The sequence below is a fragment of the Streptosporangium heterodermiicola genome (genome assembly GCF_051390675.1).
Lineage (GTDB): Bacteria > Actinomycetota > Actinomycetes > Streptosporangiales > Streptosporangiaceae > Streptosporangium.
Map to the genome: position 1 here is coordinate 158,539 of NZ_JBPJSR010000009.1, position 18,098 is coordinate 176,636.

Consider the following 18,098-nt stretch of genomic DNA (forward strand, 5'->3'; position numbering starts at 1 on the left):
ACTTGGACGATCTCCCGCGGGCCGAACTCCTCGCCCGGGAGGCGGATCCCGCGGTGCGGGACGTGGACGTCGAAGCTCGTGACGTGGACGCCGTTGCCCGTCGCGACGCGGGCTTCGTGGCCCGGGACGCCGGTTTCGTGGTCCGCGAAGCGGGCTTGGCCGCCCGTGCCGCGGGCCTCGCGGTCCGGGACGCGGGTTTCGTGGCCCGCGAACGCGAGGTGGCCGTACGGGAGCCGGTGCTCGCGGCCCGTGAGGTGGGCGTGGTGGCCCGGGAGCCGGTGCCCGCGGTTCGCGAGGTGGCCGCCGATGTGCGCGACGCGGGCCTCGTGGTGCGTGAGGTGGAGCCTCCCGCACGGGATGTGGTGCTCCTGGTCCGCGAGGCGGGGCTCTTGGCCCGGGACGTCGTGCCGGTAGACCGGGAGGTCGTACCGGCCGCCCTGGACGTGGAGCTCCTGGTGCGTGACGCGGCACCGGTCGCCCGAGAGGCGGCGGTACCCGTCGCGCGGGTCGCGGTGCTCCCGGCGCGCGACGCGGGCCTCGTGGTGCGTGAGGTGGAGCTTCCCGTGCGGGATGTGGTGCTCCGGGTGCGTGAGGTGGGGCTCTTGGCCCGGGACGTCGTGCCTGTTGCCCGGGTGGTGGAGCTCTTGGTGCGTGACGCGGCGCCGGTCGCCCGGGAGGCGGTGGTGCCCGTGGCGCGTGACGCGGTCCCGGCTGCCCGGGTCGCGGCACTCGCGGTGCGCGACGCGGGTTTCGTGGTGCGTGAGGTGGAGCTTCCCGTGCGGGATGTGGTGCTCCGGGTGCGTGAGGTGGGGCTCTTGGCCCGGGACGTCGTGCCGGTAGACCGGGAGGTCGTACCGGCTGCCCTGGACGTGGAGCTCCTGGTGCGTGACGCGGCACCGGTCGCCTTGGAGGCGGCGGTGCCCGCCGCGCGGGTGGCGGCGCTCGCGGTGCGTGACGCGGTCCCGGCTGCCCGGGTCGCGGCACTCGCGGTGCGCGACGCGGGTTTCGTGGTGCGTGAGGTGGAGCTTCCCGTGCGGGATGTGGTGCTCCGGGTGCGTGAGGTGGGGCTCTTGGCCCGGGACGTCGTGCCGGTAGACCGGGAGGTCGTACCGGCTGCCCTGGACGTGGAGCTCCTGGTGCGTGACGCGGCACCGGTCGCCTTGGAGGCGGCGGTACCGGCCGCGCGGGTGGCGGCGCTCGCGGTGCGTGACGCGGTCCCGGCCGCCCGGGTCGCGGCACTCGCGGTGCGTGACGCGGCGGTGCCCGCCGCCCGGGACACGGTGCTCGCGGCCCTGGAGGCGGTGCGTGACGCGGACGCCGCCGTACGGGACACGGGCGTGGTCCGGGATGCGGAGCTTCCCGTCCGGGACCTGGATGCCGAACCCGTCGTCCGGGACGCGGAGCCCCCGGACGCGGAGGTGGCCGTCGAAGGCCTGGACGCGGAGACCGCGGGCCTGGAGGCCGGACTCGATGACCGGCTCTTGCCGCGCGCACGCTGCGCGATCAACGTCCCGACCCCGATGGCCGCCGCTACCGGCCATTCGAGCAACCCCGCCACCGCGAGCGCGCCGAGTCCTCCGTAGTAGACGATGCGCTCGGCCGGAGGAAGGAACGACTTGGCCGTGTCGACGGCCTGTCCTGCCTCCTGCCTGCTGACGTGCGGCATGTGCATGTGCGGCGGTCGCAGCTGCACGGTCATCATCGGAAGTTTGAGCGTTAGCGAGTTGCCGTCCTGTTTCCTGCTTGCCTGGGCATGCGTGGTGGACGTTGCGGGTGTGGTCGGTCTCTGCGCCGTACGGGCGCGTGACCGGCTCGTCTGAGCTACTGCCATGATCCCTCCTCATGGGAACCGAGGGAAGGTGCAAATGGAGCCCGCAGGAGGTCGATCATGCCTTCTACGTGCGGTTATATGGCCCGAGTGCCATTCTCGTAATCTTCCTCGTATTGGGGCCGCGAAACGCGTAACGCTCGCTGAATCGGATGTTAGGGGATGAATCTCCGGGCAATCTGACCCATAGTGTCCGTTTCGGGATGGTTTACGAGAGGTACGGCTTGAGCTCGCGGCGGGCCACGGTGCGGATGTGAACCTCGTCCGGACCGTCGAAGATGCGCATCGCGCGAGCCTGCGCGTACATCGTCGCGAGCGGGACGTCGTCGGACAGTCCCATGCCGCCGTGGACCTGGATGGCGCGGTCGATGACGTCGCACGCCATCCGCGGCGCGACCACCTTGATGGCGGATATCTCCGAGGCGGCCGCCTTCACGCCGACCGTGTCGATCATCCAGGCGGCCTTCAGGGTGAGCAGCCTGGCCTGCTCGATGGCGAGCCGCGACTCGGCGATCTGCTGCTGCACCACACCCTGCTGCGCGAGCGTCTGGCCGAAGGCCACCCGGTTGGCCGCGCGGGCGCACATCAGTTCCAGGGCGCGCTCGGCCATCCCGACGGCGCGCATGCAGTGGTGGATGCGGCCGGGGCCGAGACGGGCCTGCGCGATGCGGAAGCCGTCGCCCTCCTCCGCGATGAGGTTCGCGGCGGGCACCCGGACGTCGGTGAAGACGATCTCCGAGTGGCCGTGCTGCTCCTGGTAGCCGAAGAGCGGCAGGTGGCGTACGACCTCGACGCCCGGTGTGTCCATCGGGACCAGGATCATCGACTGCTGGCGGTGCGGCGGCCCTTCGGGGTCGGTCTTGCCCATCACGATCAGGATCTCGCAGCGCGGGTCGGCCACCCCGGTGATGAACCACTTGCGGCCGTTGACGACGTACTCGGAGCCGTCGAGCGTGATGGAGGTGGCGATGTTGGCGGCGTCGCTGGAGGCCACCGCGGGCTCGGTCATCGCGAACGCCGAACGGATCTCCCCGGCGAGCAGGGGCCTGAGCCACCGGTCCCGCTGCTCGGGCGACCCGAACATGTGCAGGACCTCCATGTTCCCGGTGTCCGGGGCCGCGCAGTTGAGCGCCTCGGGGGCGAGGTCGATGGAGCGGCCGGTCACCTCGGCCAGTCCGGCGTAGTCGAGCACCGACAGCCCCGACTCCGCGGGCAGGAACAGGTTCCACAGGCCGCGCGAGCGCGCCTCGGACTTGAGCTCCTCCACCACCGGCGGCAGTTCGTGGCTGTCGTGCCCTCTGGTCCGGCGCCACGCGTGGTAGACCGGCTCCGCCGGGTAGACGTGGGTAGCCATGAAATCGGTCAGATTGGCGAGGTATTCCTGCGCCGTGTCGCTGAGCGCGAAGTCCATGGCGGCCAGTTTGGCACCACCCCTTCTTCGGCCGTCCAGCGGTCCACGCCTAACCTGGAACCCGTTTCATCGAGGAGGACAGATGCTCAAGGGCGTGCTGATCGACTGGGGTGGCGTGCTCACCGTCGGTCTCACCGAGGCGATCGCCGAGTGGATCGTCGCCGAGGGGCTCGACGAGGCCCACTACCGGAAGGTGATGCGCGAGCTCATCGTGCGCGCGTACGAGAACTCGGAGGGCGGTGAGAACACGATCCACGCCCTGGAGCGCGGGGAGATATCCGGCCTGGACTTCGAACGCGACCTGGCGGCCAGGCTGGTCACGACGAACGGCGTGCCGCCGGTCGCCGAGGGGCTGCTGACCAGGATGTTCTCCCGCTTCCACCGGGTCGAGCCGATGTACGAGATGCTCCGCGAGGCCCGTGCCGCGGGGCTGCGCACCTGCCTGCTCTCCAACTCCTGGGCGAACGAGTACCCCCGCGAGGGCTGGGAGGACTACTTCGACGAGGTCGTCATCTCGGGAGAGATCGGCATGCGCAAGCCCGAGCCGAGGATCTTCGAGCACGCGCTCGGCAGGATCGGCCTGGCCGGGGAGGAGTGCGTGTTCGTCGACGACATCGAGGCCAACATCGAGGCCGCCCGGCGGCTCGGCATCGTCGGCGTGCACCACCGCGACCCCGAGCTGACCATCACCGAACTGGAGACCCTGTTCCAGATCACCCTCCGCTGACCCCCTCGTCTTCCCCGCGCTGTGGCGTGAGCGGCCCCCGGCCGGGCCGTCCGGCCGTCTCCCCGTCTCCCCGCCTCCTCGCCTCCTCGCGCCTCCCCGTCTCTCCTTCTCCCCGCCCCGGCCACCGAGCGGCACCGGGGCCGCCCGGTGGGGGCGCGGCCCGCCACGGACCGTGTCGCTCCGCGCGGGCGGTATCACCGGGGGTCGCCGGTACTGGCACACTCGATGCGTGAATCGGCGCCGGAGCGGCGCCGATGTCGGAGAGACAGATCGAGGCATGGATGCGCGTCTACCTGCCGTGTACGCTCCCGGCGCTGGCCCGCGTGGCCACCGTGGGGGAGCTCGGCCCGGCCCCGCTGACCGGCTACGCGGTGACCCCCGCGTTGATCGAGTGGTACGTCTCGGGTGACACCGAGGAACTGGAGTACGTCGCCCTGACCGAGGCGGCCAGGGATTCCCTGCGGATGCTGGCCGCGGACCGCGCCGACGGGGTGGAGGTCGCCGCGCGGCGGGTGGTCGTCGCCGTCGACGTACCCGAGGGTGGCGTGAGCGCGAGCGCCGACCTGGAGGAGCGCGCCCGGGTGCGGCTCGCCTCGGCGGTCCCGCTGGCGCTGGTCGCCGCGGTCCACGTGGACGACCTGTCGGCGGTGAAGGACGTCGAGGCCGCTCTCGCCGCGCTGCCCGCGGCCGACCGCGGCGACGACGACGCCCGCTTCACCGTGGACGGCGCCGAGGCCAACGAGCTCCTGTGGTACGCCACCCAGGAGATCCCCGACCTGGTCGGCTGACCTCCGCGCCACGTCCGGAGCCCGCCGTCTCCGGGACCCCTGCCGCGTCCGGAGCCCGCCGTCTCCGGGACTTGGGAGGGATCCCCACACCGCGTCCGGAGTCCGGCGCCCGCGCCCTCCGGGCTCCGGGGCGGGACCTCGTACCGCGTCCGGAGTCCGGCGCACGCACCCCCGGCGGGACCCCGTACCGCGTAAGGAATCCCGCGCGCGCACCCCCGGAGGCCGGGGCGGGATCCCCGCGCCGCGAGCGTCCCGTGCCGGCCGGTTCCTCGGTCGCGGCGCCGCTCCGGCGGGGATTTTCGCTATTCTGGACGGCAATATGAGACACATTGTTTGGGATTGGAACGGCACGCTGTTTCACGACATCGACGCCGTCGTTGGTGCGACGAACGCGGTGTTCGAGCCGTACGGGCTGGGTTCCTATGACGCCGACCGCTTCCGTGCGGTCTACACGCGCCCGATCTGGGCCGCCTACGAGCGCATGCTCGGCCGTGCCCTTGAGGACGGCGAGTGGGAGAGGCTCGACCTCGGTTTCCACGAGAGCTACCACCAGCTGATGCTGGAGTGCGGGCTGGCCGCCGACGCCCTCTCCACCCTGCGGAGCTGGGAGCGAGCGGGCGGCAAGCAGTCGCTGCTGTCCATGTGGGCGCACGAACGGCTGGTTCCCAAGATCGCGGAATTCGGCATCGACCACCACTTCACCCGGATCGACGGCCTGCGCAGCGCCTCCGGCGGGCACAAGGCCGAGTCGATGGTGGCCCACCTCGCCGCGCTCGGTGTCGGCCCGGCCGACGTCCTGGTGATCGGCGACAGCCTGGACGACGCGCACGCGGCCCAGCACGTCGGGGCACGCGCGGTCCTCTACACCGGCGGCATGACCAGCCGGGCCGACCTGATGGCCTGCGGCGTCCCGGTCGTCGACACCCTGGAGAACGCGCTCGACCACGCCTGACGGCCGTCACGCGACCTCACGGAAACCGGCGGCCCGCGGCAACGGGGTCATCGGCCGGCGGGTCACCGACCCCGGCGTTCCCGCCGCGTCCGCCGGGAGGCGGCTCAGGCAGGTCACCGATGGACAGGCCGCAGAACCGGGGTTCCCGTCGCGCTCCCCGGGAGGCGACTCCGTTGGGTCGCCGGTGGACAGGCCGCCGATCCGGAAGTCATCTCAAACCGGATCCTTTCGGTATCAAAGGCGGTCGCCGTGCGCCCAGGGCCTTACCCTGGGCATCCGCACCCATTCCGGGAGGCCCCCGATCAACCGCCTCGTCCTCTGGAACATCGACCTCACGCTGGTCGACGTGTCGATCGTCACCCGGGAGGCATACGCGGAGGCCTTCCGTAGCGTCACCGGCAGGCCCCTGGTCAAGCTGACCCAGGCCAACGGGCGTCCCGACTCGGAGATCGTCTTCGAGATGCTCGCCATCAACGGGATCGTCGCCGGAGACGACCACCTTCCCCGGTTCCTCGACGCGCTGGCCGGGTCCTTCGGGGCGCGACGCAGGCGCCTGGCCAAGGACGGCCGGATGATGCCCGGCGCCCGCGACGCGCTGAAGGCCGTGGCGAGGCTCGACGGCGTGGTCCAGTCGGTGCTCACCGGCACGATCAAGAGCAACGCGGTGCACAAGCTGACCGCGTTCAGCCTCGAAAAGCACGTCGACTTCGAGATCGGCGGCTACGGCGAGGAGGTCTACCCCAAGGCCACCCTCCTGCAGGTCGCGCAGGGCCGCGCCAAGCGGAAGTACGGGGCGACCTTCGACGGGCACAACACCGTGCTGGTCGGCGACTCGGCCAGGGACGTCCAGGCCGCCAGGATCGCCGGGGCCGCGATCATCGGGGTCGCCTCGGGGCGCTCCCTCCCCGCCGAGCTGCACGAGGCGGGAGCCGACGTGGTCCTGCCCGACCTCTCCAACCCCTCCGAGGTCGTCGCCGCCGTCGCCGGCCTCACCTCCCCGGCCCGCCGCGCGGAGGCCGGGCCCGGTAGAAGTCGTTGATCGAGCTATCTGAATCGGAAATCCCGGCCCGTATGAGTGCACGAGCGGCATCACAGGCTCCGGACCCGGAAGCCTGAAGCCACACCGCCGGTGTCCCGTCCTGCGGGAAGAAGCTTCAGCCGGGCGGGGTGGGAAGGTTCGGCCATTCGAGGTCGTGTCAGTGGCCGGTCGGAGGGGCGAGGAGTTCGATTTTGATGGCCAGCACGCCGAGGGCCTCCTTCTCGGGCCCGTAGATGCGGCGGATATTGGCGAGTTGCTGCTCGCGGGGGCTGTCCGGATTGACGTTGGCGGGGCCCTCGACGTCGAGCATCCCCTCGAAGCTCCTGTACCGGGCTACGCGCTTGACCTTGGTGAGGGCGTCGTCGCGACCGCACACGAAGCGGATGTGGTCGCCTGCCTTCAAGGTACGGAGGTTGGGATACTGGACGCGGACCTCGATGGTCTTGCGCCCGGCGGCGACCAGGTCGAAGTATCGGCGGTAAAGGTTCATCTCACGGGCGCGCACACCCGCAGGTGCCACGGTCCTGCTGTTCATGACGCGGTCCAGTTCCTGGGTGGTGTGGCTGCGATAGAAGTGTTTGGGGGCGGAGAGCGTCCGGCCGACGAGCCAGACCATGGCATCGACGTAGGAATCGGTGTCGCCGACCCATCCGCTCCACCGGATCCGGTGCGTAGCGGCTTCGTCCGCTCGGAGCGTTTCTCGGCCCATCCGCACCGCGGACACGGCAGGCGCAGGTGAACCTCACCGTGTGAAGGCGCGAGCGGCCAGCGAATCTGGTCCAAGCGGCCGAGGGTGGCCAGGAACTCATGCCGGAAGGCGGGATCGGCCTGCTGGGCGGAGTAAGTCTCGATTTCATAGTCGACACCGGTACCCAGAAGCAAGGAACACCTGTTCCCATGACTGATCTATCGAACGCCATCTGGCGTAAGAGCAGCCTGAGCGGAAGTGGCAATGACTGTGTCGAGGTGGCCGACGACCTCCCTGACGCTGTGGCCGTCCGCGACAGCGAGGACATCCAAGGGCCCGCGTTGACCTTCGAGTCGCGTCAGTGGAGCGCCTTCGTCTCCGGCGTCAAGCGTGGCGAGTTCGACCTGGCCTGACTCGTCCAGCTTGGAGGCATCGCTGTCGAGTCATCTCGGATGAATCAGAAAGCGCCCGGCCGCTCTGGTGATCGGGCGCTTTCTGTTACTCGGACAGAGCTACGGCCGGTGAGATGACGATTCCCGGCCGACGCGTTTTCGGCTGGCGGGCCGGTACGACGTGACCGGTGCCACATCCTCTCGCCGGGGACCCGTGGCCGGACTCCATCTGTTTCGGCGGGATCCCGGGGAACGGGGTGTCTTGTGCGTGGTGGCCCCACATGGTGTGACCGGAGGTTGTATGGATCCCGGGGATGACATTCGGGTGGGGCGCCGAGAGGATGGGGCCATGGTTGAGGAAGGTGCGCCGCTCTGGGAACCGTCCCCGGAGATCGTGAGGAACGCCAAGGTCACCCGTTACGCGGAGTGGCTGGGCCGGGCCGGTGACTACGAGTCCCTGTGGCAGTGGTCGGTCGGCTCCCCCGAGGAGTTCTGGACGTCGATCTGGGACTACTTCGGGGTGGTGGGGGAGCGCGGTGACGGGCCCGTCATGTCGGGGGAGATGCCCGGCACCGAGTGGTTCGCCGGGTCGACGCTGAACTACGCGGCCAACGCGCTGCGCAGGGCCGCCTCCGACCCGGGGCGGCTCGCGGTGATCTCCCGCGACGAGGCGGGCGGGCGCCGGACGCTCACCCTGTGGGAGCTGGCCGAGGAGGTGGCGCGGGTCCGCACGGGGCTGGCCGCGCTGGGCGTCGGGCGCGGCGACCGGGTCGCGGCCTACGTTCCGAACGTGCCCGAGGCGCTGATCGCCTTCCTGGCGACCGCCTCCCTGGGTGCCGTCTGGTCCTCCTGCTCGCCCGACTTCGGGGCGCCCAGCGTGATCGACCGTTTCACCCAGATCGAGCCGAAGGTGCTCGTCGCGGTCGACGGCTACGACTACAACGGCAGGCACTTCGACCGGAGCGAGGTCGTCCGGGACATCGCGGCCAAGCTGCCGACCCTGGTGGCGCGGGTGCGCGTCCCCTCCCAGGAAACCTCCGGCGCGCCCGCCCAGGACACCTCCGGCGCGGCGGAGCCCCGGGACGCCGACGCGACCGGTGACGGGGTCCGCACGGTGAGCTGGGCGGAGGCGCGCGCCGTCGCGGGGCCGCTCGACTTCGAGCCGGTGCCGTTCGGGCACCCGCTCTGGATCGTCTACTCCTCGGGGACGACCGGGCTGCCCAAGCCGATCGTGCACGGCCACGGCGGCGTGGTGCTGGAGCACCTCAAGGCGCTCTCCTTCCACCAGGACCTGGGAGAGGACGACGTCTTCTTCTGGTACACCACCACCGGCTGGATGATGTGGAACTACCTCGTCGGCGGCCTGCTGGTCGGCTCGGCGGTGGTGCTCCACGACGGGGCGGCGACCTACCCGGAGACCGGCGCGCTCTGGCGGCTGGCCGCCGAGGAGGGGGTCACCTACTTCGGCACGGGGGCGCCGTACGTGATCGCGTCCATGAAGGCCGGTCTCGAACCGTCCGGCCTCGACCGGCTGCGGGGACTCGGGTCCACCGGCTCGCCGCTGCCGCCCGAGGGGTTCGCCTGGGTGCACGACGCGCTGCCGGAGGTCCAGCTCGGCTCGTTCTCCGGCGGCACCGACGTGTGCACCGGTTTCGTGGGCGCCGTACCGCTGCTCCCGGTCAGGGCGGGGGTGATCCCGTGCCGCTGCCTGGGGGCGCGGGTCGAGTCCTTCGACCCGTCGGGCACGCCGGTGATCGGCGAGGTGGGCGAGCTGGTGCTGACCCTGCCGATGCCGTCGATGCCGGTGATGTTCTGGAACGACCCCGACGGGTCCCGCTACCGCGACAGCTACTTCTCCGACTATCCCGGTGTCTGGCGGCACGGCGACTGGATCAAGATCCTCCCTGACGGCGGCTGCGTGATCTACGGCCGCTCCGACTCGACCCTGAACCGGGGCGGGGTCCGGATGGGCACCAGCGAGTTCTACCGCGTGGTGGAGCGCTTCGAGGAGATCACCGACAGCCTGGTGATCGACACCGGCCAGCTCGGGGAGGAGGGCCGCCTGCTGCTGTACGTCACCATGGCCGAGGGGGCGCCCCTGGACGACGACCTCGTCGCGCGCCTGCGCCGGGAGCTGCGGGAGGCCCTCTCCCCGCGCCACGTGCCGAACGAGATCATCGAGGTCCCCGGCATCCCCCGCACTCTCAGCGGCAAGAAGCTGGAGGTCCCCATCCGCAAGATCCTCCTCGGGATCGCCCCTGCGATGGCCGCCAACCTCGACGCCATGGCCAACCCCGAGGTCCTCTCCCACTTCGTCCCGGGAGCCGACGTCACCCGGCACTGACCTCCCGGGGACCGGCGTCACGCGGCGCCGCCCCCGGGGTGGCCGCCGCTTCAGGCCCACCGCCCCGGGCTCACCGCTCCGGGCTCGCCGCCCCGGGCTCACCGCTCCGGGCTCGCCGCCCCGGGGCCGACGTCACGCGGGCCCCGGCGGCGCGTGCCCGGTCCACCGGGACGATGTCCCAGGACGACACCGGGCACGCGGGGCATGCGGGGGTACGCCGGACACGCGGGCACACCGGGCAGGGTCAGATCCCCTGAGGGAGGCGGAACAGGCGGCCCGGGTCGCGGGTGGCCTTGATCTGGGCGAGCCTGGCGGCGTTGCCCCCGTAGTAGGCCGCGCGCCAGCCGCCGAGCTCCGGGTCGATGTAGTTGACGTACGCGTGGTCGCCGAAGTGGGGCCGCATCGCCGCGTGCGCGGTCCTGGCCCAGCCGGCCGCCCCGGAGCGGTGGGCGTAGTACTGCACGCTGTAGAGGGCGGCCCGGTGCGGGAAGGCCGTGGCGTCGGGGCGGACCCTGGCGACGGCGCCGCCGAGGGCGTCCAGCAGCACGGTGTGCTCGCCGGGCCTGGCGACCTGGGCGACCAGTGCCTTCGCCCCCGCCTCGGAGAGCGGGCGGTAGGCCATGTGCGACTTGGCCTTGAAGGTGTCCCTGGACAGCCGCCCGCCCCGGGTCTGCCCCGGCAGGGAGCCGCCCAGGTGGCACTGGGAGACCGAGAGCGAGGAGCAGCCCGCCATGGTCAGCATGGCCTGGCGGTAGGAGGTCTGCCGGACCCAGCTCGACGACGGGGACCCGGCCGCGTCGGCCAGCCTGTCGAGCAGCCGTTCGCAACCGGCCCTGCCGCCGAGGTAGAGGCCGACGACCTCCACGTCCGTCCCGCCGTTGCGGCTCAGGTGCATGCCCGACCACATGGCGTCGGGAGCCGAGGGGCCCCACGCCTGCCAGGCGCGCAGCGCCCTGACCGCCCTCGACCACGGCCAGTGCAGGAAGAACACCGTGACCTCGCGGGTGGGGTGGGTCCTGAACCCGAAGGAGACCGCCACGCCGAGGTTGCCCCCGCCGCCGCCCCGCGAGGCCCAGTACAGGTCGGCGTTGTGGTTCGCGTCGCAGGTCAGCAGCCGCCCGTCGGCCGTGACGATCTGGACCGACTCCATCACGTCGCAGGTCAGGCCGTACTTCCTGGAGACCACGCCGATCCCGCCGCCCAGCGCGAGCCCGCTCACCCCGACCGTGGCGCAGGTCCCCGCGGGGATGCTGACCCCGCTCGCGGCCAGTTTGTCGTAGACGTCGATGAGCTTGGCTCCCGCCCCGACGGTCGCCCGTCCCGAGGCGTGGCTCACCTTGCTCATCCGGGAGACGTCCAGGACGAGTCCGGTCCCGGTGGACCAGCCCGCGTAGGAGTGGCCGCCTGACCGTACGGCCAGCGGCAGGTTCAGCCGACGCGCGAAGCCGACGCACTCGGCGACGTCGGAGGGATTGGCGCAGTAGGCCACCCCCGACGGCCGGACCGCGTCGAAGGCGGGGTTGAACAGCTTCCTCGCGCCGTCGTACGTGGCGTCGCCCGGCCGGACGAGTTTTCCCTCCAGCCCGCCGGCCAGGGCCCGCCAGTCGACGGGCCGCGGCGCGCTCGCGGCACCCCGGCCGGTCACGCCGGTCGTGCCAATGACGCCGGTGGCGTCGCGGCCGGTCATGCCGGTGGCGCCCAGGGCGGGGGTGCCCTGGGCGCCCAGTGCGAGGGCGGCCAGGCCGCCGGTCCGAAGGAATGCCCGCCTGTCCGGAGGGATCCGCATGTCGTTACTCCCCGAGGTTCAGTGTCACGTGCCCGGTTGGACGACCGCACTGCCCTTCTGGTTGGTCACATTCACGTCACCTCTTGATCAGTCAGGAAACGGGAGGAAAAACGGCTCATGTTCCCTGGGCCACGCGCAGCGCGAGGGCCGGGCACATCTCGACGGCCCTGCGGGCCATCCGCCGGAACTGGGCGGGTACGGTGTCGCGGCCGAACACCGGGTAGCCGTGCTCGTCGAGGTGGACGAGGTCGGGAGCGAGCTGCGCGCACAGGCCGTGGCCCTGGCAGCGGGTCCAGTCCACGGTGAGTTTCACCTCGGGCTCGTTCTCCTGCGGGGGCAGGGGGAGCACGCCGAGCACCGGGCGCCCGCAGTTGCCGCGCAGCAGGTGTTCCTCGATGTCCTCGGGGAAGGCGTCCAGCGCCGACAGCACGAACCTGGACGTCCCGTCGGGGTGGAAGCACGCGCCCCTGCCCTTGACGCTCGCGGCCCTGCTCCGCAGCTCGTCCAGGGCGGAGGCCGACCCGTTCACCAGCTCGGCCATCGACTGCGCGACGTCCGGGAGGCCGAGGCGGCAGGGACCGCACTGCCCGGACGACTGGGCGGCCAGATACTTCGCGACCCTGACCGTCTCGCCCAGCGGGCAGGTCTCCCCGCCGAGCGGCACGATGATCCCGGCGCCGAGCTGGCCGCCCGCCTCCGCGATGCCCTGGCGGGAGACGGTCGCCACGGCCGCCGCGTCCGCGTGCAGCCACGCGCCGTGGTAGCCGCCGACCAGCACCCCGTCGCCGGTGGAGGCCTGGCAGGCGTCCAGGACGGCGTACAGCGGGGTGCCGGTCGCGACCTCGACCACGGCCGGCGCCTTGGCGGAGCCTCCCACGGTGAGCAGGACCGTCCCCGGCTCGCGCGCGGTGCCGACGTCGGCGTACCGCTCGGCGCCCAGGGTCGCGAGGACCGCGAGCTGGGCGTACGTCTCGGCGTTGGACAGCAGGGTGGGCAGCCCGTTCACGCCGCTCTCCACGGCCCTGACCTTGCGGCCCGGCGGCTCCCCGACCAGGCCGTTCACCGAACGGACCAGCGCGCCGCCCTCGCCGGAGATGAACCTCTCGACGATGCCGACCACCCGGACCTGGTTGCTGATGCCCCGCTCCTCGACCGCGGCGGCCACGGACGCCTGGCCCATGCCGCCCTCGACGGTCGCGATCACGACCTGCTTGGCGCCGATCGCGCCCGCCGCGAGCAGCGCGCCCTCGATGACGAGGTGGGGGGTCCTGGTGAGCAGCATGGTGTCCTTGCTGCTCGCGGGCTCGCCCTCGGCCGCGTTGACCAGGACGATCTTGTCCGCCTTCTTGTCCATCACCGCGCGGACCTTGCGGGCGAAGGGGAACGCGGCACCGCCCCGGCCGCGCATGTCCACCTCGTCGGCGAGCGCGGCCAGCTCCTCGCCGGACATGCCCGGCGCCGTGCCGTGCATGTCGCGGTGTTCCGCGAGGTCCATCCTGCGGCAGTCCTCCAGCCCGGCGGTCAGCCGGGCGGGTCCCAACTGGCGGACGGGGGGTACGCGGTAGGGAATCATCCGACATCTCCGATACGACGAAGCTCCGGCGGGTCCTCACGCACCAGGCGCGGGATGCGGCCGACGATGCTCGTGGGCGGTGTGATGCTCGTGGGCGCCGGCAGGTCCGCGGCGACGGGCACCGCCACCGGCGTCTCCTCGCGTACGACGATCGGCTTGGGCTGCAGCTCGGAGATCACCCTGATCAGCAGGGCGGCTCCCACCGCGACCAGGCAGACCACGTAGCTCCAGGTCACCCACTCGGCGGGCGCGCGGCCCGCGGTGAGCCCGTGCAGGACCGCCATCGGCCACGCCAGGTAGGCGGAGCCGTGCAGCATGCGCCAGAGCCACGGCCTGCGGTTCTCCGCGAACCTGGCCCTGGCGACCCCGGTGAGGAAGACGACGATCATCAGGTCGGAGGCGATGGCGCCGAATCCGACGTACAGGCTCTGGCCGCTCGCGCCCAGCGGGACGACGACGGACGCGAGAGACGTCCTGCTTTCGATGATCTTCATGATGACGTGGATGGCGAGGAAGCCCATGCCGAGCATGGCGGCGGCCCGGTGGACGAGCTGCGAGCGGATCCTGCCCAGGACCGGCAGCACGATCCGGTCGGCGGAGAGCAGACCGAGTGCCACGGTCGCGGTGAGCGACACGAGGGCGATAACGCCGGAGAAGAACGAGAAGACGCCACGGATGGCGGCCGCCGCCTCCATGCCGGGCGCTGTCCGCCCGAGCATGAGGAGACCGACCACGGAGATCGTGATCGTGACGCCGAGGCCGATCCTGGCGGGCCTCTGGTCGAGACTGATCCCGGCTTCCGCCCGGGTGTGTCTCGGAGTCCGTCTGTTACCCACCTATGGCTCCTGTCTGCGAAGCGGCTCGGACGGCTTCTGCGTCCGAGGGTGATGGACTCTGATATCGCGAGATGCCGCCCCCCGTCTCCGCGGGGTGTGGAAGAGGCGCGGAGACGAGGAGCGGCGGTCCCGGGAGGACGACCGTCAGCAGCGACGGTTCCTGTTGATGCAGTCGACCGCGAGCCTCATGAGCCGGTCGGGCATCAGGTTGGCGAAGTCGGCGTGGTCGGTGACGGGGTTGTGCCGCTGCTCGGGGAAGGCGTCCAGCGCGAAGGACGCCGTGCGCGGCGTGGCGTAGGTCAGGGTCATCCGCAGCTGCGGGATCGCCCTGGTGCCGGACGGGCAGGCGCCGTTCGCGTCGGGGAACAGCACGTGCGTGCGGTGGTTCGCGCTGTCGTTGTTCTGGCCGTCCCAGCAGCTGGGGAAGTCCAGGATCCGGACGAGCTGGCTGCCTCGGGGGCAGAGCGGGTACTTGGTGGTGATCCGGTTGGTGAACCCGGTGCAGGTCCACTTGGCGAGGGCGTTCGCGCCGCCGTTGGTGGCGGCCTTGGCGTCACCGGTGATCATCCTGATGAAGCGCGGCATCGGGCTCACCCTGGAGACCGCGTTCCCGCGGAACTGCAGGCTCACCTGGCGGGCCTGCATGATGGTGCCGACGTTGCCGTCCGGGTCGTCGACGTTGGCGTCGGTCGTACGGTCGCGGAGGACCGGCCAGAAGTAGGTCGAGCGGTCGTTGAGCGCGCACGTGGTGCCCGCGGCGGCCAGGGACTGGTCCGTGGAGAACCCGTCGGTCGACAGGTTGCCGACGTAGTCGTGGATGTGGTGGGCGCCGTTGGTCACGCCGGGGGCCACGATGAAGTTGTCGGAGTTGCGGTGGCCGTTCCTGTTCGTGCCACAGCGGGAGGTGAAGATGCCGGCGGAGCCGCTACGCCGCGGCCGGATCTCCCGGACGTTCCGCTGGACCTGCCGGATGTCGATGAAGTCCTCGGGGAACGGCCCGAGGTCGGCGCACTCGGCCTCCTCGTCGTCCTGCGGGGGAGCGGGGGTCTCGCTGGGAGCCGGGGTCTCCGCGGGCGGGTCGTTCGGGTTGTCCGGGGCGTCGGTCGGCGGGGCGTCGGTGGGGCTCTGCGAGGGAGCCTGGGTGGGCCTGCGACGGGCGTTGCCGTTGTCGGCGTTCTCCTGGGCCGGGGCCTGCTGCTCGTCGGCCGACTCGTCGGGGGCGGGCGGCTCCGTGGGAGACGCCTGGATGAGGCTTCCGCCCGCGGGAGGCGCGTCGGCGGGCTGGTCCTGCTGGCCCTGCTGGTTCTGGTCCTGCGCGGGCTGGTCCTGGGCGGGTTGGTCCTGCGCGGGCTGGTCCTGCGCGGGAGCGTCCTGCGCGGGAGCGTCCTGCGCGGGGGGTGCCTGGTCCTGGTTCTGGCCCTGCTGGTTCTGGTCCTGTGCGGGCTGGTCCTGCTGGCTGCGCTGGTTCTGCTGGCCCTGCTGATTCTGCTGGTTCTGCTGGTTCTGCTCGGCGGGGTCGCAGTGGTCACCGTAGGCGGGGGTCGTGACCGCCACCGTGAACGTGACGGTGGTGAGCGTGCTGGCCGCCAGGGCCAGCGCGGACAGGGAGACGAGCGAGCGTTTCATGATTCTCAAGCGTTTTCTCTCCTCACAGGTGTGTCGAGAGCGGAGACGGGCGGCGCCGGGGAGGGCATCGGAGGCTCGGGCAGGTCCGAGTAGTCGACCAGTCCCGTGCTCTCCAGCAGGGTCATGTGCTTCATGACCACCTCGACCGCCCGCTGGGCGAATGTCCTGACCAGGTCGTTCCGGGTGCCGGACCGTACACCGGCGACCACCCCGAAGACCTTTCCGTGGGCCGCGCGCAGCAGCTGGGCGAACAGGAGGTCGTACTCGGCGCCCGGCTGCACCGCCGCCAGCTGCGCCATCCAGCCCTGCTGGTCGGCGTTGGGCTGGTCGGGCAGCGGCACGTTCAGCTGCGCCGCGAGGGCGCGAACCTCCTTGTCGAGCTTGAGGTGGTCGGTCATCAGGTGCATGCCGACCTCCTTCACCCGCTTGCTCGCGGCCTTCTGCTGGGCCTGCTGACCGCTGGGAATCTCCCAGAGACCGGCCAGACGGACTTTGACCAGCAGGTCGCGGTCGGCCGCGCCCAGCGGCCCCTGCGGGGTCTGGACCCAGCCCTGCGCGGCGGCCCCGCCGCCGGGCGGGGTGATCAGGACGACCGCCACGGCGGCGATCGCGATGAAGACCCCGAACAGCAGGGGTTCGCCGTTCTTGAAGCGGCGGAACAGTGATCTGAACATGGGCCCGGTTCCGCTCTCAGAGACTGGCCGCTACCAGGGCCTTCTCGGCGCCCGGCGCGGTGGCGAACGTGCCGCCCGGCCCGTGGGGGGCCGGGTGCGTGAGGAGGAGGACAGCTCCGACCGGCCACGGGATGTGCCGCACTGCCATGTCGTTTCCTTTCCCCGAGGCCCGCCGGTGCGGGCGCACTTGGTGGGAGGTACGCGGCGCCGCCCGGGGTGGTTCAGAAGAAGTGATGAGATAGTTAGAAATGACTGGAGTTGCCAGAGTTGCAGACGGGACTCATAACGAAGGTGTAAAGATGTGCCCGTGCGTCAACTCGACAGTCGGTTCGAGAGCGCGGACACCGATGTCCTCTTGGTAGAAGATCTGTACCGGGAGTTCGGTGCACCCCTGCTCCGCCACGTGCGTAAGGCCACCGGTAACGATCTGCAATGGGCGGAGGACGTCGTCCAGGAGACGCTCGTCCGAGCCTGGCGCAATGCAGGAAGGTTGCAACGAGAGCCCGGCCTGTTGTGGGCCTGGCTCCTGACCGTCGCCCGGCGTATCGTCATCGACGGTCGTCGCAGGCGAGGCACTAGACCACAGGAGGTCGAACCCGCCGACGCGAACGCTGTGCCCGTTCCCGACGGGGCCGATCGCGCGCTGGAGGCGATGATCGTCGCCGAGGCGTTGCGAGAACTGTCCCCAGAACACCGCGAAGTCATCGAGCAGACTTACCTACGGGACCGTACGATTAACGAAGCGGCGGAAATCCTCGGGATACCGCCGGGTACGGTCAAGTCCCGGCTCTACTACGGGATCCGGGCTCTCCGAAAGGTCCTGAAGGAGAGAGGTGTCGCGAGCTGATGTTGCCCTCCCCGCATCATGACGTGGCGGCGTACGCGCTCGGGGTGCTCGACGAAGAGGACCTGGAGGCGTTCCAAAGCCATCTCATGACCTGCGAGGAGTGCCAGGTCGAGCTCCGGGAACTCAGCGAGGTTCCCGGACTCCTCGATGTGGTGAAGCGGGACCGCTCCAATGCCCTGGACGACGACCGGATGCCACATTGACGTTTAGTCACTTTTGGGGTGATATCAGGAACGGTGGTGTGTCCCGGTCAACGAGGATCGGGACAGACGGCCACTGGAGGTGTCGTGCCGCGGGCCATGCCCGATGGGCGGAGTGCGGGCCGGACGGCCCCGGCCGCCCGGCGAGGCGCCGGGAGCGTGCCCAGACTCGCCCGGCGGCGCCGTAGCCGTTCCGAGGCGACCCTGTGGGATGATTGCCGCACCGCCACCTCGCAGGGAGAACCCGCCGTCTCCGACCAGGAGCCCTTCCGTTCCCCGCCGGCAGCGGCGAGAGACCGTGGCTCCCATGACGAGCCGTGGCGCCTGGCCGACATACCGATCACCCGTGACGGGACGACCGCCCCGCGGCGGGTGTCCCGCGCCCGG

The 18,098-nt window shown here is 71.2% G+C and carries 17 protein-coding genes; 9 read left to right on the forward strand and 8 right to left on the reverse strand.

Going from position 1 to position 18,098, the window contains the following annotated elements; translation table 11 throughout:
• Window positions 1-62 precede the first annotated feature (62 nt).
• A complete protein-coding gene (locus ACSC1Q_RS20955; RefSeq protein WP_436760384.1) occupies window positions 63-1,583 on the forward strand; it encodes a hypothetical protein in 1,521 nt (506 codons plus the stop codon).
• 453 nt (window positions 1,584-2,036) lie between these two features.
• Here ACSC1Q_RS20955 and ACSC1Q_RS20960 read toward each other — a convergent pair whose 3' ends face one another.
• Window positions 2,037-3,239, reverse strand: coding sequence for an acyl-CoA dehydrogenase family protein (locus tag ACSC1Q_RS20960; RefSeq protein WP_436760385.1), 1,203 nt, complete (start codon window positions 3,237-3,239; stop codon window positions 2,037-2,039).
• 82 nt (window positions 3,240-3,321) lie between these two features.
• On the opposite strand from ACSC1Q_RS20960, the gene ACSC1Q_RS20965 reads away from it, so the two are divergent.
• The 4 genes from ACSC1Q_RS20965 to ACSC1Q_RS20980 all read left to right on the forward strand — a co-directional run bounded on the left by ACSC1Q_RS20965 (window position 3,322) and on the right by ACSC1Q_RS20980 (window position 6,745).
• Window positions 3,322-3,966, forward strand: coding sequence for an HAD family hydrolase (locus ACSC1Q_RS20965; protein WP_436760386.1), 645 nt, complete (start codon window positions 3,322-3,324; stop codon window positions 3,964-3,966).
• A gap of 281 nt (window positions 3,967-4,247) precedes the next feature.
• Complete coding sequence (locus tag ACSC1Q_RS20970; protein ID WP_436760559.1) at window positions 4,248-4,754, forward strand: DUF6912 family protein; 507 nt, start codon at window positions 4,248-4,250, stop codon at window positions 4,752-4,754.
• 319 nt (window positions 4,755-5,073) lie between these two features.
• Window positions 5,074-5,706 carry an HAD family hydrolase gene (locus ACSC1Q_RS20975; protein ID WP_436760387.1) on the forward strand — a complete coding sequence of 211 codons (633 nt, stop codon included), beginning with the start codon at window positions 5,074-5,076 and terminating at the stop codon, window positions 5,704-5,706.
• Between the two features lie 301 nt (window positions 5,707-6,007).
• Entirely contained in the window at window positions 6,008-6,745 is a 738-nt protein-coding gene (locus ACSC1Q_RS20980; protein ID WP_436760560.1) for an HAD family hydrolase, read from the forward strand.
• Window positions 6,746-6,902: 157 nt separating this feature from the next.
• On the opposite strand, the gene ACSC1Q_RS20985 is transcribed toward ACSC1Q_RS20980, so the two are convergent.
• Window positions 6,903-7,361, reverse strand: a complete 459-nt coding sequence (locus ACSC1Q_RS20985; protein ID WP_436760388.1) for an ASCH domain-containing protein — start codon at window positions 7,359-7,361, stop codon at window positions 6,903-6,905.
• Window positions 7,362-7,642: 281 nt separating this feature from the next.
• On the opposite strand from ACSC1Q_RS20985, the gene ACSC1Q_RS20990 reads away from it, so the two are divergent.
• Together ACSC1Q_RS20990 and ACSC1Q_RS20995 are read left to right on the forward strand one after the other, a co-directional pair.
• Window positions 7,643-7,846, forward strand: a complete 204-nt coding sequence (locus ACSC1Q_RS20990; RefSeq protein WP_436760389.1) for a DUF397 domain-containing protein — start codon at window positions 7,643-7,645, stop codon at window positions 7,844-7,846.
• Window positions 7,847-8,174: 328 nt separating this feature from the next.
• Entirely contained in the window at window positions 8,175-10,169 is a 1,995-nt protein-coding gene (locus ACSC1Q_RS20995; protein WP_436760390.1) for an acetoacetate--CoA ligase, read from the forward strand.
• A gap of 244 nt (window positions 10,170-10,413) precedes the next feature.
• On the opposite strand, the gene ACSC1Q_RS21000 is transcribed toward ACSC1Q_RS20995, so the two are convergent.
• From ACSC1Q_RS21000 to ACSC1Q_RS21025, 6 genes are all read right to left on the reverse strand, one after another.
• The gene (locus ACSC1Q_RS21000; protein WP_436760391.1) at window positions 10,414-11,955 is read right to left on the reverse strand and encodes an FAD-binding oxidoreductase; all 1,542 of its coding nucleotides are present in this window, start codon (window positions 11,953-11,955) and stop codon (window positions 10,414-10,416) included.
• Window positions 11,956-12,070: 115 nt separating this feature from the next.
• Window positions 12,071-13,528 (reverse strand): NADH-ubiquinone oxidoreductase-F iron-sulfur binding region domain-containing protein, encoded by a 1,458-nt coding sequence (locus tag ACSC1Q_RS21005; RefSeq protein ID WP_436760392.1) that lies wholly within the window; start codon window positions 13,526-13,528, stop codon window positions 12,071-12,073.
• Complete coding sequence (locus ACSC1Q_RS21010; RefSeq protein ID WP_436760393.1) at window positions 13,525-14,364, reverse strand: ferric reductase-like transmembrane domain-containing protein; 840 nt, start codon at window positions 14,362-14,364, stop codon at window positions 13,525-13,527. Before ACSC1Q_RS21010 ends, ACSC1Q_RS21005 begins: the two co-directional genes overlap by 4 nt.
• A gap of 144 nt (window positions 14,365-14,508) precedes the next feature.
• Complete coding sequence (locus ACSC1Q_RS21015) at window positions 14,509-15,990, reverse strand: DUF1996 domain-containing protein (RefSeq protein WP_436760561.1); 1,482 nt, start codon at window positions 15,988-15,990, stop codon at window positions 14,509-14,511.
• A gap of 5 nt (window positions 15,991-15,995) precedes the next feature.
• Window positions 15,996-16,664: a DUF4142 domain-containing protein gene (locus tag ACSC1Q_RS21020; protein ID WP_436760394.1), complete on the reverse strand. Its 669-nt coding sequence runs from the start codon at window positions 16,662-16,664 to the stop codon at window positions 15,996-15,998.
• A gap of 16 nt (window positions 16,665-16,680) precedes the next feature.
• Window positions 16,681-16,812: a hypothetical protein gene (locus ACSC1Q_RS21025; RefSeq protein ID WP_344745232.1), complete on the reverse strand. Its 132-nt coding sequence runs from the start codon at window positions 16,810-16,812 to the stop codon at window positions 16,681-16,683.
• A gap of 159 nt (window positions 16,813-16,971) precedes the next feature.
• On the opposite strand from ACSC1Q_RS21025, the gene ACSC1Q_RS21030 reads away from it, so the two are divergent.
• Both ACSC1Q_RS21030 and ACSC1Q_RS21035 read left to right on the forward strand, forming a co-directional pair.
• On the forward strand, window positions 16,972-17,511 hold the full coding sequence (locus tag ACSC1Q_RS21030) for a sigma-70 family RNA polymerase sigma factor (protein WP_362837597.1): 540 nt from the start codon (window positions 16,972-16,974) through the stop codon (window positions 17,509-17,511).
• Window positions 17,511-17,714, forward strand: coding sequence for a zf-HC2 domain-containing protein (locus ACSC1Q_RS21035; protein ID WP_436760395.1), 204 nt, complete (start codon window positions 17,511-17,513; stop codon window positions 17,712-17,714). The genes ACSC1Q_RS21030 and ACSC1Q_RS21035 overlap by 1 nt, the downstream gene beginning before the upstream one ends.
• Window positions 17,715-18,098 lie beyond the last annotated feature (384 nt).